Origin of the sequence: Pseudomonas sp. 1 R 17, assembly GCF_900067035.1 — a bacterium.
Taxonomy (GTDB): Bacteria; Pseudomonadota; Gammaproteobacteria; order Pseudomonadales; family Pseudomonadaceae; genus Aquipseudomonas; species Aquipseudomonas marginalis.
In genome coordinates, this window is record NZ_FKLB01000066.1 from 41,273 (window position 1) to 54,503 (window position 13,231).

A 13,231-nucleotide genomic window follows, 5' to 3' on the forward strand; every position below is an offset into this window, starting at 1 on the left:
GCTGTTCCTAGAGCATGCGTTCCAGGCCGACCGAGGTGGCGAACCAGGCATTGAACCGTCGCCACCAACTGCCCGGTTCACGGGTCAGGGTGTGCAGTTGGCCGTTGTCCTCGGTCACCCATACCACGTTGCCGTCCTGCAGTTTCGCCTCGTAGCTCAGGGCCGGCGCCATGCCTTGCAGGGCGAGATTGCGCACGTGTTCCGCCAGTTCGGGGCTGTCCACCAGCACGCCGACCTCGGTGTTCCACAGCACGGAGCGCGGGTCGAAATTGAAAGAGCCGACAAACGATTTTTGCCGATCAAAGATCATCGCCTTGCTGTGCAGGCTCGAGTCCGAGCCGCGGAACGTGCCTCGACGAAACAGGTGCGGGCCGCTGCCGCCGCCGTCACCCGGTTGGCGGCGTAGCTCGTAGAGTTTTACCCCGTGCTCCAGCAGCGCCTTGCGGTACGGTGCATAGCCGCCATGTACGGCAGGCACGTCGGTGGCTTCAAGGGAGTTGGTCAACAAGCTCACCGATACGCCCGCGTCGGCGCGCCCCGTCAGGTACACCAGCCCGGGCTGTCCCGGCACGAAGTACGCCGAGATCATCATCAGTTCATGGTTGACGCCTTCCAGCTCCGGGGCCAGTTGCGTGGTCAGCAGCAGGTGCGGGTCCGGGTCGGCCTTGGACAGCACCTTGCTGGGTGCGTCCCACAACGCCTGGTTCCAGGCCCAGATCAGTTCGCGGCGCCAGATGTCCATGCGCGGCTGGGTCTGGTAGGTGCGCAGGCGCGCGTACAGCGCGTGCTTCTGCTGGCGCGATTCGGCCAGCGACGCCTCCAGGCTCAGGCGCGCGGCGGCCAGGTCACCTTTGGAGGGCGTATTGGAGACGAAATCATCAATGGGTTTGCTCAGGGCGCTGTTCCAGTACTGATCGAAACTGTGCCCGAGTTGCTCGGCCACCGGCCCCACGCTGAGCATGTCGATATCGGTGAAGTTCAGGTTGGGCTCGGCGTCGAAATACTCATCCCCCAGGTTGCGCCCACCGACGATGGCCACGCTGTTGTCCGCCAGCCACAGCTTGTTGTGCATGCGCCGGTGTTGCAGCGACAGGTTGAACAGGCGGCCCATGGCGCGCGTCACACCGGTGCTGCGTCCCAGGTGCAGGGGGTTGAACAGGCGAATCTCGATCTTGGGGTGGGCGGCGAGGGTGGCGATGATCTGGTCGAGGCCGTCGCTGGTGGTGTCATCCAGCAGGATGCGCACGCGCACGCCACGGTCGGCGGCCTTGAGCAGTTCATCCACCAGCATCCGCGTGCTGATGCCGTCGTGGACGATGTAGTACTGCAGGTCAAGGCTGGTCTGGGCATTGCGGATCAGCTCGGCGCGGGCCATGAAGGCTTCGCTGCTGTTGGGCAGCAGGCGAAAACCTGAACGGCCCTGGTAAGGCGCGGCCTGGGCCTGGATCGAGCGGCCGAACGACGATTGGGCGGCCGGCAGGGCATCGCTGGGTATGCGCGGGGTACTCACCGTGGCGCAGCCGCTCAGGGCCAGGGCTCCCAGCAGGAAAAACGGTAAAAGCCGTCGAATCATCAAGGGAGTCGTGTCCAGGTCAGGGCGGTTGTCGACATATGACGGCGATTTCTTGCGAAAGGTCAGTCCACCGTTTCGGCCAGCATCTTGATCGCGGCAGCGCCGACTGTGCGCACGGCCTCTTCAATCTGGGCGGTAGGCTTGGCAGCGTAGTTCATGCGCAGGCAGTTACGGTACTTGCCCGACGCGGAAAAGATGCTTCCCACAGCCACCTGTACGCCTTGTTCCACCAGTGCGCGGTTGAGCTTGAGGGTGTCGAAGCCTTCCGGCAGTTCTATCCACAGCATGAAGCTGCCTTGTGGGCGGCTGGCGCGGGTGCCGGCAGGGAAGTAGCGGCTGACCCAGTCGAGCATCAGGTCGCGATTACGCTGGTATTGTGTGCGCATCCGTCGCAAATGCGGTTCGAAATGACCCCCTTTGAGAAACTCGGCAATTGCGATCTGCGGCTGCGTGGCGGTGGAGCCGGTGCTGATGTACTTCATGTGCAGTACCCGCTCCAGGTACCGGCCCGGAGCGACCCAACCAATGCGCAGGCCTGGCGCCAGGGTCTTGGAGAACGAACTGCACAGCAGCACACGACCGTCTTCGTCGAAGGATTTGATGGTGCGCGGGCGTGGGTAGCTGTAGGCCAGTTCGCCATACACATCGTCTTCGATGATCGCGACGTCAAAGCGCTGGGCCAGGGTCAGCAATGCGCGTTTGCGCGCTTCCGGCATGATGTAGCCCAGCGGGTTATTGCAGTTGGGGGTCAGCTGGATGACCTTGATCGGCCACTGTTCCAGTGCCAGTTCCAGGGCTTCGAGGCTGATGCCGGTGATCGGGTCGGTGGGGATTTCCAGGGCTTTCATGCCCAGGCCCTTGAGGGTCTGCATGGCCCCGTGGAAGCTGGGCGAGTCCACCGCGACGATATCGCCCGGCTCGCAGATGGCGTGGATGCTGGCGGACAGCGCCTCGTGGCAGCCGGTGGTAACCACGATGTCCTCGGCCGTCAGTTGGCAGCCAGAATCCAATGACAGCCGGGCGATTTGCTCGCGTAGTTCCATACAGCCGAGAATATTGTCGTAATACAGCCCCGGCAGATCCTGGCGCCGGCTGACGCGGGCCAGGCTGCGCAGCAGGGGTTTGAGGGTGGGTGACAATACGTCCGGCATGCCGCGGCCCATCTGTATGACGTCTTTGCGCGGAACGGCGCGAATCAGTTCCAGCACCAGATCCCACTGGGAGATTTCCACCGGGCGCTGGGCCGGGCGGCCGACCTCGGGCAGCGCCGGCAACTCCCGGCCCACAGGTACAAAGTACCCAGACTTGGGCTTGGGCATCGCCAGGCCATTGTCTTCCAGCAACCGATACGCCTGCTGCACGGTGCTCAGGCTGACCCCGTGCTCCACGCTCAAGGCGCGTACGGACGGCAGTCGATCACCAGGGCGATAGAACCCCTGTTCGATGCGTGTGCCCAGCAATTCGGCGAGGTTGACGTAAAGCGTCATGGCGGTCGCTCCCAGGGGACCAGTACAGATAGGGGGAAAATACAGGATTCAGCCGCGCATAGGCAGTGTCTGTATGGATTTAATAAAGGTTGGTTGAATCTGTAATGGTTTTGTCTGCTCGCCCATTCTAGCCATTCATGGCAACAGGCAAATGAGGGGCAGCAAAATGAACGGCATGAGTGATGTGCGGCTGACGTTACACAGTCAGGAATTGCAGGCTGGGCAAGAGCGGGCGACGTCGCCGCGCGAGATCAGCCGCTGGAGCTTGTTCTGGCACCGCCGCCATACGCGCAAGGCCTTGCTGCACTTGACTCGCGAGCAATTGCGCGACGTTGGGTTGACCCTGGAGCAAGCCCGCCAGGAAGGCTTGAAACCCTTCTGGCGCGATTGATCAGACCAGCTCTTTGAGACGGTGCCAGAGCATTCCCAAGGCCAGCAGCGGCGAGCGCAGGTGCTTGCCGCCGGGGAAGGTGATGTGTGGCACCCGGGCGAACAGGTCGAAACGTCCCTGCTGCTGGCCGCTGATGGCTTCGGCCAGCAGTTTGCCCGCCAGGTGTGTGGCGTTGAGGCCGTGGCCTGCGTAGGCCTGGGCGTAATACACGTTGGGCTGATCCGCCAGGCGGCCGATCTGCGGCAGGCGGTTGGCGCCGATGCCGATCATGCCGCCCCATTGGTAATCGATCTTCACGTCGGCCAGCTGTGGGAACACCTGCAGCATCTTTGGCCGCATGTAGGCGCCGATGTCCTTGGGGTCGCGTCCGGAGTAGTGACAGGCGCCGCCGAATAACAGGCGACGGTCGGCGGACAGCCGGAAGTAATCCACCGTCACGCGCTGGTCACACACGGCCATGTTCTGCGGTAGCAGGTTGGCGGCTTGCGCCTGGCTCAACGGTTCGGTGGCGATGATGTAGCTGCCGGCGGGCAGCACCTTGCCGCTCAATTGCGGATTCAGTCCATTGAGATAGGCATTGCAAGCGAGTACCAGGGTCTTGCCGCGCACTGTGCCTTGGGCGGTGTGCACCTTGACCTCGGGGCCGTAGTCGATGCGCGTGACTTCCGACTGTTCGAACAACTGCACACCCCATTGCTGCGCGGCGGCGGCTTCGCCGAGAGCCAGGTTCAACGGGTGCAGGTGGCCGGAACCCATGTCGATCATGCCGCCCACATAGCGGTCGGAGCCGATGACGCTGCCCATGTCGCTCGCTTGCAGCAAGCGTACTTCGTGGCGATAGCCCAGGCTGCGCAGTTCTTCGGCGTCTTCGGCAAGGCCTTGCAGGTCGCGAGGCTTGTTGGCCAGGTCGCAGTAGCCCCAGGTCAGGTCGCAGGGGATCTGGTAGCGTTCGACACGTTCACGCACGATCTCCACGGCTTCCAGGCCCATCAGCTTCATCTGGCGCACGCCATCGGTGCCGATCACGTTGGTGAACTGCTCCAGGCCATGACCGACGCCGCGAATCAACTGGCCGCCATTGCGCCCGCTGGCGCCCCAGGCGATCTTGCGCGCCTCCAGCAGAACCACGCTGAAGCCGCGCTCAGCCAGCTCCAGGGCCGTGTTGAGCCCGGAGAAACCGCCGCCGATCACGCACACATCAGCGCCCACCTCGCCCGTCAACGCCGGGTAGTCGGGTTGCGGTACGCTGCTGGCGGCGTAGTAGGAAGCGGTGTGCCGGGCGCTGGCGGTCATGGGGAGCATCCCTGTTTGGAAAATTTGACGCAGGATACAGCGGTCGGACGAAGCTGTCTGCGCAGGGCGTTTTGCTTCAGAATCCACCTCTATTTGCCGTTCGGTACGTGTTTCGATGAGTTGCAACAGTCAGAAAATCAGCGCGCTGCGCCGTCAGATTCCTTCGTTCGAGTGCGTCCCCGGCTGCCACGACTGCTGTGGGCCGGTCACCACTTCGCCCGAGGAGATGTCGCGCCTGCCACGCAAGACCGCTGCCGAGCAGGACGCCGCAATGGACGAGCTGAACTGTGTGCACCTGGGCCCCCACGGCTGCACCGTGTATGACGAGCGGCCGCTGATCTGTCGGCTGTTCGGTACCACGAAGACCTTGCCATGCCCCAATGGGCGGGGGCCGGTGGAGCTGATTCATCCACGGGTGGAAAAGCAGATCCATGAATACATGGCGAGCACCCGGCAGGTGCTGGTTTAATCGGGAATAGGCAGGTTGAGGCTCTCCTTGACCTCTTCCATCACGATATAGCTCTTCGATTCCCGCACATGGGGCAACTTGAGCAGGATGTCGCCGAGCAATTTGCGGTACGAGGCCATCTCGGAAATCCGCGCTTTCACCAGGTAGTCGAAGTCCCCCGAGACCAGGTGGCATTCCAGCACATGGGGCAGTTTCAGCACGGCGCGGCGGAACTCTTCAAAGGTGTCGCCGGATTTGTAATCGAGGCTGATCTCGACAAATACCAGCAAACTTCCCTTCAAATGCTGGGGATTGAGCCGCGCGTTGTAACCCATGATGATCCCCTCGCGCTCCAGCCGTCGCACCCGCTCGGTACACGGCGTGGTGGAGAGCCCGACCTTTTCCCCCAGCTCGGTGAACGAAATTCGCCCATCGGTTTGCAGGATGCGCAGGATGTTGCGGTCGATCTTGTCCAGCTCCCGCTTGGTCTGGGTGTTGGTACGCATAGGGGATACGCCTCTGTAAAAAGGGTTTTTGCCGAGAATTGTCGCCAAATATAGGCATTTATATAGTGAAATGCACTGGCGATTGCTTTTTATACTGCGCCCATCATTGCTCGAATAACACACGTCAGCGGCCAAGCCCGCGATGAGGGTATAAAAATGCGCGTTCTGGTCTTGGGTAGCGGCGTCATTGGGGTGACCAGTGCCTACTATTTGGCGCGGGCTGGCTTTGAAGTGGTTGTGGTCGACCGTCAGCCGGCTGTTGCCATGGAAACCAGTTTCGCCAACGCCGGCCAGGTGTCCCCAGGCTACGCCTCGCCATGGGCTGCGCCGGGCGTGCCGCTCAAGGCCATCAAGTGGTTGCTGCAACGCCACGCGCCGTTGGCGATCAAGGCCACGGCGGATATTGACCAATACCTGTGGATGGCGCAGATGCTGCGCAACTGCACCGCCAGCCGTTATGCGGTGAACAAGGAGCGCATGGTGCGCCTGTCCGAGTACAGCCGTGACTGCCTCGACGAATTACGTGCGCAAACCGGTATCGCCTACGAAGGCCGCAGCCTCGGGACTACCCAGTTGTTCCGTACCCAGGCCCAGTTGGATGGCGCCGCCAAGGACATTGCCGTTTTGAAAGAGTCCGGTGTGCCGTTCGAGCTGCTCGACCGCGCCGGTATCGCCCGTGTTGAGCCGGCCCTGGCCAGCGTCACCGATATTCTCGCCGGTGCCCTGCGCCTGCCCAACGACCAGACCGGCGACTGCCAGATGTTCACCACCCGCCTTGCCGAGATGTGCAAGCAGTTGGGTGTGGAGTTTCGCTTCGAGCAGGACATCCAGCGTCTCGACTACGCCGGCGACCGCATCAACGGCGTATGGATCGACGGCAAGTTGGAAACCGCCGACCGCTACGTGCTGGCCCTCGGCAGCTACTCGCCGAAGCTGCTCAAGCCGCTGGGGATCAAGGCGCCGGTGTACCCGCTCAAGGGCTACTCGCTGACCGTGCCGATTACCAACTCGGCGATGGCGCCGACGTCGACCATTCTCGACGAGACCTACAAGGTCGCCATCACCCGTTTCGACAACCGCATCCGCGTCGGCGGCATGGCTGAAATAGCCGGTTTTGACCTGTCGCTTAACCCGCGTCGGCGTGAAACCCTGGAGATGATCGTCAACGACCTTTATCCTCAGGGCGGCGATCTGGCCGAAGCCACGTTCTGGACCGGCCTGCGCCCGACCACACCCGACGGCACGCCGATTGTCGGTGCCACGCCGTTCAAGAACCTGTTCCTCAACACCGGCCATGGCACTCTCGGTTGGACCATGGCGTGCGGCTCCGGTCGCCTGTTGGCCGACCTGATGGCGAAGAAAACGCCGCAGATCAGCGCCGAAGGCCTCGATATTTCCCGTTATGGCAACCACCAGGAGTCCGCAAAACATGTCAATCCAGCGCCAGCTCACCAATGAGCGCATGAGCCAGATCGTTGTTCACAGCGGTACCGTGTATCTGGCCGGGCAAGTCGGTGACGACATGAACGCCGGGATCGAACAGCAGACCCGTGAAACCCTGGCCAATATCGAACGTTTGCTGGACTTGGCCGGCACCGACAAAACCAAGCTGCTGTCGGTGACGATCTACCTGAAGGACATCGACGCCGATTTCGCCGGTATGAACGCGGTGTGGGACAAGTGGCTGCCCAAAGGCGTCGCCCCGGCCCGCGCCACGGTTGAAGCCAGGCTGTGCGAACCGGAAATCCTGGTAGAGCTGTCCGTCGTGGCCGCGCTGCCTTAAACAACGCTCCCTCTCCCGGTGCTGACGCTGTTGGTCGGCGCCGGTTTTTCTTCACTTTGCCGCCTAGAAGCCTGCCGCCATGCGTCCTGCCCGTGCCCTGATCGACCTCCAAGCCTTGCGCCATAACTACCAACTGGCCCGTGAAGTCACGGGGGCCAAGGCCCTCGCCGTGGTCAAGGCCGACGCCTACGGCCATGGTGCCGTACGCGTTGCCCAGGCGCTGGAAGCCGAGGCCGACGGGTTTGCCGTGGCGTGCATCGAGGAGGCGCTGGAGTTGCGCGCCGCTGGTATTCGCGCGCCAGTGCTGCTGCTGGAAGGCTTTTTCGAAGCCGACGAGTTGCCGCTGATCGTCGAGCATGATTTCTGGTGCGTGGTGCATTCGCTGTGGCAACTGGAGGCCATCGAACAGGCCCGGTTGAGCGCGCCGCTGACCATCTGGCTCAAGCTCGATTCGGGGATGCACCGCGTTGGCCTGCACCCCAAGGATTACCACGAGGCTTACCAGCGCCTGCTGGCCAGCGGCAAAGTCGCAAAGATTGTGTTGATGAGCCATTTTGCCCGTGCCGATGAACTCGATTGCGTCAGCAGCAACGAGCAAGTGGCGGTATTCGATGCGGCGCGCCAGGGCCTGGTGGCGGAGGTCAGCCTGCGCAACTCGCCGTCGGTCCTGGGCTGGCCGAGCGTATCCAGCGACTGGGTGCGTCCTGGCATTATGCTTTATGGCGCCACACCGTTTGGTGAGGACCAGGCCTTGGCCGCGCGTTTGCAGCCGGTGATGACCCTGGAATCGAAAGTGATCTGCGTGCGTGAACTGCCAGCCGGCGAGCCGGTGGGCTACGGCGCCCGGTTCATCACACCTAAACCGATGCGTATCGGCGTGGTTGCCACGGGCTATGCCGACGGCTACCCGCGCCATGCGCCCACCGGCACGCCGGTGCTGGTGGCGGGGCAGCGCAGCCAATTGCTGGGTCGCGTGTCCATGGACATGCTGTGTATCGACCTGACGGACGTCCCCGAGGCGGGTCTTGGTTCCACGGTGGAGCTGTGGGGCAAAAATATCCTCGCCAGTGACGTCGCCGCCGCTGCCGAGACCATCCCGTACCAGATCTTCTGCAACCTGCGTCGTGTGCCAAGGCTCTATTCCGGCGCTTGAGCGACAGGGACGAACACAGCTCCCTGGGATTTAGGCCCAAGTGTTGTAAATACTGAACGCTGTCGCCATGATAACGCTCAATTACAACAACGCCTGAATCCTAGGAGGCTCCCGCATTGGACGTCGGTGAACGACTGCAATCCATCCGTAAGCTGAAGGGTCTTTCCCAGCGTGAGCTCGCCAAGCGCGCGGGTGTCACCAACAGCACCATTTCGATGATCGAAAAAAACAGCGTCAGCCCCTCGATCAGTTCCTTGCGCAAGGTGCTGGGCGGCATCCCCATGTCCATGGTCGAGTTCTTTTCCGAGGAGATCCTCCAGGAAATACCGACGCAGATCGTCTATAAAGCCAATGAGCTGATCGACATCTCCGACGGCGCCGTCACCATGAAGCTGGTGGGCCGTGCGCACCCGAGCCGGGCAATTGCGTTTCTCAATGAAATCTACCCGCCTGGCGCCGATACAGGCGAAGAAATGCTCACCCACGAGGGCGAGGAAACCGGGATTCTGGTGGAAGGCCGTCTGGAGTTGGTGGTCGGTCTTGAAACTTTTGTGCTCGAAGCCGGCGATAGCTACTACTTTGAAAGCACCAAGCCTCATCGTTTCCGTAATCCGTTCGATGTGCCGGCGCGACTAATCAGCGCAGCCACACCCGCGAACTTTTAACAAAAGAGGCGTCCTGCCAGCGTTGCAGAGACCCCGAGCTGTATTCCGTGAGACCGAATCTCCCTTTATTTAATAGGGTTGTTTCGGCCAGGCGGGCTAACCGTTATACTTTCGCCGCCTGCGAAACCGTGGCCGCAGGCGTGAATAGCCACCATTGAGGGTGAACGCGTGAACCTAATTATGAAAATGCTGGCTGCACCAGCAACCGTACTGGCCCTATGGGCTGTGAGCGCACAAGCTGCGACCAATGATGACATTGCCAAGCGCCTGGAGCCCGTGGGCCAGGTCTGCGTCCAGGGCCAGGAATGCAAAGGCATGGAAGTCGCCGTGGCCGCAGGCGGCGGCGGCGGGGCGAAAACCCCTGACGAGATCATCGCCAAGCATTGCAACGCGTGCCATGGCACCGGCCTGCTGAACGCGCCGAAAATCGGCGACACCGCCGCCTGGAAAGAGCGCGCCGATCACCAGGGAGGCCTCGACGGCATCCTGGCCAAGGCGATCACCGGTATCAATGCCATGCCGCCAAAAGGCACCTGCGCAGATTGCTCGGATGACGACCTTAAAGGCGCGATTGAGAAAATGTCGGGATTGAAATAATAAATAGAAGGTTTATACGGAGGGGAAGGTCAATGAGTGAGCTACCCCTCGTATATTCGAAAGAGTGAATAATAGTAAGTCAAAGCAGAAAGGTCGCTAACAATCCGACAGCACCTAAAAGGAAACCTACTAGAGCCCCACGGCCTGGAAGTTCCTTTAGCATTGCGTAAATCACCAGCGGTTCCAGAACAAGCAGCAATGTCAGTGATGCTACTGTGACTACCCATATGTTTCCGGTTCCTTGGTAACCAAACCAATACGCAAATATCAGGCATATGCCAGCGACGCATATTAATATTATAGGCTTTACAAAAAGTTCAGGGTTTTGTATTGCCCTAGTGGAAAGTTTTGAGGCGTATATCTCGCTGTATATTGTTAGTATTTCGCCGAGTATCATGAGTACTATGGATAGGATTAAGTATTGGTTGCTTTTCATTTTTTAGCTCTTGTTATAATATCCAGTACTTCTTTCGCTGTAGATTCTGCAAAGTCGGTGCTGCCCAGTAGAAAGTGAGGGCCATCATGGTCGAGTAAAAATGTATTCTCGTATTGGCCACCTTCCAGCAGAATAAGATGTCTCAATGTGTTTTCAATTTTGTCAATGTCTGATAGGTGGTTTCGTCTTAGTAGTTTTACCGCGTTTGCAAAGTGCGTGGCCTCATCAGCGATTAGGTTGCTAATCCATGAATTAAATAGTGGGCTTCCAAATTCATTGTAGAAAGTGTCTTTTTTATAGGTTTTAACAGAGACGTACTCGTCGTAGGCGAATACGGTGAGCAAGTTTAACTCGTTTGAGAGCAATTGCTCAAATCGGTCAAAGTTGCTTGTTCTTGTTTTCAGTTTTTCTAAAATAGACTCTTCGCTCATATTGAATAAAAGTCGATTTAGCTCAAGGAAACCATCGGCATGGTTTTTTTCATCTGAAAACCAAAGATCTAGATATTGCACAAAATATGAGGATAGCTTTGGTCGCCTTTCATAAAGATAATGGTATAAATTTATCGAGTCATACTCTGCTAATAGATCGGCCCAGAAAAAATCTTTGTATTTTTCGTCTATGCCGGGGTTGATCCATCCGCTATTAGAGATCTCTTTGAAAATTGCCTTGGAACTCCAGTGCCGTTTATTAAGAAAAGTAGGTTTCATTTGTCGTATCCTCTAGTGAGATCAGTTGCGGTGTTAAGTTTTTTTATTATGGTTGGAATTATAGTTTTTTCGATATCTGTTCGGCTGATCGGATAGTCAAATGTGTTGTGGTCGAGCACAAAGGTTCCCGTGTAATGCTCTTTTTCGAAATCCAGCTCAAAAAGACTTTTTAGAATAGAAGGGGCCTCGAGGAGTCTGTGTGAGTACATTAGTTTGATTTTCTCTATGAATAGAAAAAAATGCTTGGATTCATCTTTCTTGGCTTTTCTGATCCATGTTGAAAGCTGTGGCGAATTAAAATGGTCATATTTTTTTATGCTGCGATGATAGACATGAGTGGTGATTATCTCGTCATAGGCAAGTAAAATTAATAGTTTCAATGGGTCGCTGATGAAAGAGTCTAGGCTGCTAAAGTCGGACTTTCGTGTTTCAACGCTCAAGGCAATTTCGTCAAGTGGCAAGCCTGTATAGGCTGAGTAAATTAAGGAGAACCCGTAGGCGTGATCAATTTCATCTTTGAGCCAAGGGTTTAGGGTGTCTTCTAGTTTTGTCATTAATTCTGGATTTTTAGCTTCTATACACCAATACAGTCGCCTTGCATCATATTCCGTGATTATTGAATCGAAGAATATAGCTTGCCATTCGGCCTTTTCTTCCTCGCTAAACTTTAGCGGTGGGAAGGAGAAGTCTTTGAGTATCTCAAAGGCATTGCTCGAATATTTTTTCATGTGATCGGTGTTTTCTACCAAAGCCATTATAAATTCCCCATTCGGATTTTTATTATGGAAAGTTAATTTCTGCTTATGAAATTTTTGAGTGATAGTGATCTGTCGGTATGGGAGGGCCTCCAATTTACCTGTTGCTTGACTATTGGCTCCCAATAGTCGGCAGTGAAGTCGTATATGTATTTCCAGTCCAAATTTTCAGACTCTACAATCCCCTCGCTTGGGGATTTTTCTGCCCACTTCATTCCCCCTATAATGCTGGACGCTACTTGAAGGCTTGTCGCATTATTGTATTTTGCTTGCTTTCTTGTTTTGCCAATTGATAAGTTTGAGCCAAGCCAGAACGCATCGTATTTGTTGCTGATAAGAAAGATGCCTAGTTCGTCCGCGCCAGATATGATTTCGTCTTTTAATATTGTTTTTTTAAAGTCATAATTTGTCTGGTGTTTGTCAAGAAGCATTATTGAAGCGAGTGTTTGATCGCAAGGTTCGTAAGCGTAATACACGGTTGGGCGGTACGTGGGGTTTTCGGGATCACCTAAGGTCAGGTATTCGGCAATTGAAAGTGCTTCGTTGTGAGTCAATAGAAAGGCGGAAAATTCTAAATAGTTAGGTGACCAGCTTTTTACTCTAACTTGATGTCCCGTCTCGCTCATTTCAATCGCGTAGCCGTTTTTTTTGGCTCCTAGGGGAAGCTCATTTTCATGGGTGCCCCAGCCTAGTTCTGCGGGCTGCCTGCACTCGGTAATTAGTCCGTCTGCAGACCATGTCGAGACAAAACCAAGAGGGTCGCGTGCTGTAGAGGTAGCCTGTGAGTCATGCTCGGAAATTTGTATAACTTGTATTTCAAGCTCTTTTGCCAGGCCTGCCCAATCTGCTTGGTGATTTGGCGCTGCCGATATATTGTTCAGGGCCGCCATCTCAAGAAGCGCTTTTTTTAAAAGTATTGAGATAAAACCTGGGTTTGCACCATGTGCCAAAATAGCCGTTGAGCCACTATTGCTTTGCTGGTGAGCCTTCATCGCTTCCCGTAACTCGAAGTTACTTGTGAGTGTTTTGTTATTTTTTGTTTCATAGCTCCAAGGTTCTATACATGTATCCAAGTAAAGTGAACCGTGCAGTTGTGCAAGACTCACGAGGGATAGACTCGATACAGACACCGCTAGATTAAGAAGAAAGACATTTTCATTAAGGTGTGGAGACAGCACATGGTCAAAATTTTTAGCAGTAATGTTCACGTTTTCCAAGCTTGCTAGAAATTCGTTGGCAATTTCTCTTTGAGAAGTTTGAAGGTTTTTTTCAAAAATAGTTACTGTTGCTTCAGCGTAATGTTTTGATAAAAGCGGCAGTAAGCCCTGAGCGATATTCCCAAAGCCTATGATGACTATATGATTTATTTTTTTCATGGGTTAGCCATATTTTTTATTGGTCATGAGGGTGGTGCAGCATTTTTATACTAGTCTG

15 protein-coding genes are annotated in these 13,231 nt (G+C 56.6%); 7 read left to right on the forward strand and 8 right to left on the reverse strand.

All coding sequences use genetic code 11. The annotated features are described in order from the left end of the window. Window positions 1-7 precede the first annotated feature (7 nt). Window positions 8-1,573, reverse strand: coding sequence for a phospholipase D family protein (locus BFP99_RS28035; protein WP_065926708.1), 1,566 nt, complete (start codon window positions 1,571-1,573; stop codon window positions 8-10). Window positions 1,574-1,635: 62 nt separating this feature from the next. Beyond that, entirely contained in the window at window positions 1,636-3,060 is a 1,425-nt protein-coding gene (locus BFP99_RS28040) for an aminotransferase-like domain-containing protein (protein ID WP_065948736.1), read from the reverse strand. Between the two features lie 166 nt (window positions 3,061-3,226). On the opposite strand from BFP99_RS28040, the gene BFP99_RS28045 reads away from it, so the two are divergent. Beyond that, window positions 3,227-3,451 (forward strand): DUF1127 domain-containing protein, encoded by a 225-nt coding sequence (locus BFP99_RS28045; protein ID WP_065926706.1) that lies wholly within the window; start codon window positions 3,227-3,229, stop codon window positions 3,449-3,451. Here the strand turns inward: BFP99_RS28045 and BFP99_RS28050 are convergent, their stop codons facing one another. After that, window positions 3,452-4,744 (reverse strand): NAD(P)/FAD-dependent oxidoreductase, encoded by a 1,293-nt coding sequence (locus BFP99_RS28050; protein ID WP_065948737.1) that lies wholly within the window; start codon window positions 4,742-4,744, stop codon window positions 3,452-3,454. A gap of 115 nt (window positions 4,745-4,859) precedes the next feature. Here BFP99_RS28050 and BFP99_RS28055 point away from each other — a divergent pair, with 115 nt between their 5' ends. Next, on the forward strand, window positions 4,860-5,213 hold the full coding sequence (locus tag BFP99_RS28055; RefSeq protein ID WP_065926704.1) for a YkgJ family cysteine cluster protein: 354 nt from the start codon (window positions 4,860-4,862) through the stop codon (window positions 5,211-5,213). On the opposite strand, the gene BFP99_RS28060 is transcribed toward BFP99_RS28055, so the two are convergent. Beyond that, the gene (locus BFP99_RS28060; RefSeq protein ID WP_003176896.1) at window positions 5,210-5,698 is read right to left on the reverse strand and encodes an Lrp/AsnC ligand binding domain-containing protein; all 489 of its coding nucleotides are present in this window, start codon (window positions 5,696-5,698) and stop codon (window positions 5,210-5,212) included. The genes BFP99_RS28055 and BFP99_RS28060 overlap by 4 nt on opposite strands. Window positions 5,699-5,854: 156 nt before the next feature. Between BFP99_RS28060 and dadA the strand changes: the two genes are divergently transcribed. From dadA to BFP99_RS28085, 5 genes are all read left to right on the forward strand, one after another. Further along, complete coding sequence (gene dadA / locus BFP99_RS28065) at window positions 5,855-7,156, forward strand: D-amino acid dehydrogenase (protein ID WP_065948738.1); 1,302 nt, start codon at window positions 5,855-5,857, stop codon at window positions 7,154-7,156. After that, window positions 7,128-7,481: a RidA family protein gene (locus tag BFP99_RS28070; protein WP_065926702.1), complete on the forward strand. Its 354-nt coding sequence runs from the start codon at window positions 7,128-7,130 to the stop codon at window positions 7,479-7,481. Before dadA ends, BFP99_RS28070 begins: the two co-directional genes overlap by 29 nt. Window positions 7,482-7,560: 79 nt before the next feature. Continuing rightward, on the forward strand, window positions 7,561-8,634 hold the full coding sequence (alr, locus tag BFP99_RS28075; RefSeq protein WP_065948739.1) for an alanine racemase: 1,074 nt from the start codon (window positions 7,561-7,563) through the stop codon (window positions 8,632-8,634). A 116-nt stretch (window positions 8,635-8,750) separates the two neighbouring features. Beyond that, complete coding sequence (locus tag BFP99_RS28080) at window positions 8,751-9,299, forward strand: cupin domain-containing protein (protein WP_003176893.1); 549 nt, start codon at window positions 8,751-8,753, stop codon at window positions 9,297-9,299. Between the two features lie 180 nt (window positions 9,300-9,479). Beyond that, the gene (locus BFP99_RS28085; protein ID WP_065926700.1) at window positions 9,480-9,896 is read left to right on the forward strand and encodes a c-type cytochrome; all 417 of its coding nucleotides are present in this window, start codon (window positions 9,480-9,482) and stop codon (window positions 9,894-9,896) included. A gap of 79 nt (window positions 9,897-9,975) precedes the next feature. Here the strand turns inward: BFP99_RS28085 and BFP99_RS28090 are convergent, their stop codons facing one another. The 4 genes from BFP99_RS28090 to BFP99_RS28105 are packed head-to-tail and all read right to left on the reverse strand — an operon-like array spanning window position 9,976 to window position 13,173. Beyond that, window positions 9,976-10,332: a hypothetical protein gene (locus BFP99_RS28090; protein ID WP_065948740.1), complete on the reverse strand. Its 357-nt coding sequence runs from the start codon at window positions 10,330-10,332 to the stop codon at window positions 9,976-9,978. Then, entirely contained in the window at window positions 10,329-11,042 is a 714-nt protein-coding gene (locus BFP99_RS28095; RefSeq protein WP_065926698.1) for a hypothetical protein, read from the reverse strand. Before BFP99_RS28095 ends, BFP99_RS28090 begins: the two co-directional genes overlap by 4 nt. Continuing rightward, on the reverse strand, window positions 11,039-11,797 hold the full coding sequence (locus BFP99_RS28100) for a ferritin-like domain-containing protein (RefSeq protein ID WP_256097767.1): 759 nt from the start codon (window positions 11,795-11,797) through the stop codon (window positions 11,039-11,041). Before BFP99_RS28100 ends, BFP99_RS28095 begins: the two co-directional genes overlap by 4 nt. 35 nt (window positions 11,798-11,832) lie before the next feature. Continuing rightward, on the reverse strand, window positions 11,833-13,173 hold the full coding sequence (locus tag BFP99_RS28105; RefSeq protein ID WP_065926697.1) for a saccharopine dehydrogenase NADP-binding domain-containing protein: 1,341 nt from the start codon (window positions 13,171-13,173) through the stop codon (window positions 11,833-11,835). Window positions 13,174-13,231 lie beyond the last annotated feature (58 nt).

Excerpts from the sequence above, each read along its gene's own strand:
- BFP99_RS28035 (WP_065926708.1), bottom strand. The coding sequence starts at position 1,573 with ATGATTCGACGGCTTTTACCGTTTTTCCTGCTGGGAGCCCTGGCCCTG.
- BFP99_RS28040 (WP_065948736.1), bottom strand. The coding sequence starts at position 3,060 with ATGACGCTTTACGTCAACCTCGCCGAATTGCTGGGCACACGCATCGAA.
- BFP99_RS28045 (WP_065926706.1), top strand. The coding sequence starts at position 3,227 with ATGAACGGCATGAGTGATGTGCGGCTGACGTTACACAGTCAGGAATTG.
- BFP99_RS28050 (WP_065948737.1), bottom strand. The coding sequence starts at position 4,744 with ATGACCGCCAGCGCCCGGCACACCGCTTCCTACTACGCCGCCAGCAGC.
- BFP99_RS28055 (WP_065926704.1), top strand. The coding sequence starts at position 4,860 with ATGAGTTGCAACAGTCAGAAAATCAGCGCGCTGCGCCGTCAGATTCCT.
- BFP99_RS28060 (WP_003176896.1), bottom strand. The coding sequence starts at position 5,698 with ATGCGTACCAACACCCAGACCAAGCGGGAGCTGGACAAGATCGACCGC.
- dadA (WP_065948738.1), top strand. The coding sequence starts at position 5,855 with ATGCGCGTTCTGGTCTTGGGTAGCGGCGTCATTGGGGTGACCAGTGCC.
- BFP99_RS28070 (WP_065926702.1), top strand. The coding sequence starts at position 7,128 with ATGTCAATCCAGCGCCAGCTCACCAATGAGCGCATGAGCCAGATCGTT.
- alr (WP_065948739.1), top strand. The coding sequence starts at position 7,561 with ATGCGTCCTGCCCGTGCCCTGATCGACCTCCAAGCCTTGCGCCATAAC.
- BFP99_RS28085 (WP_065926700.1), top strand. The coding sequence starts at position 9,480 with ATGAAAATGCTGGCTGCACCAGCAACCGTACTGGCCCTATGGGCTGTG.
- BFP99_RS28090 (WP_065948740.1), bottom strand. The coding sequence starts at position 10,332 with ATGAAAAGCAACCAATACTTAATCCTATCCATAGTACTCATGATACTC.
- BFP99_RS28095 (WP_065926698.1), bottom strand. The coding sequence starts at position 11,042 with ATGAAACCTACTTTTCTTAATAAACGGCACTGGAGTTCCAAGGCAATT.
- BFP99_RS28100 (WP_256097767.1), bottom strand. The coding sequence starts at position 11,797 with ATGGCTTTGGTAGAAAACACCGATCACATGAAAAAATATTCGAGCAAT.
- BFP99_RS28105 (WP_065926697.1), bottom strand. The coding sequence starts at position 13,173 with ATGAAAAAAATAAATCATATAGTCATCATAGGCTTTGGGAATATCGCT.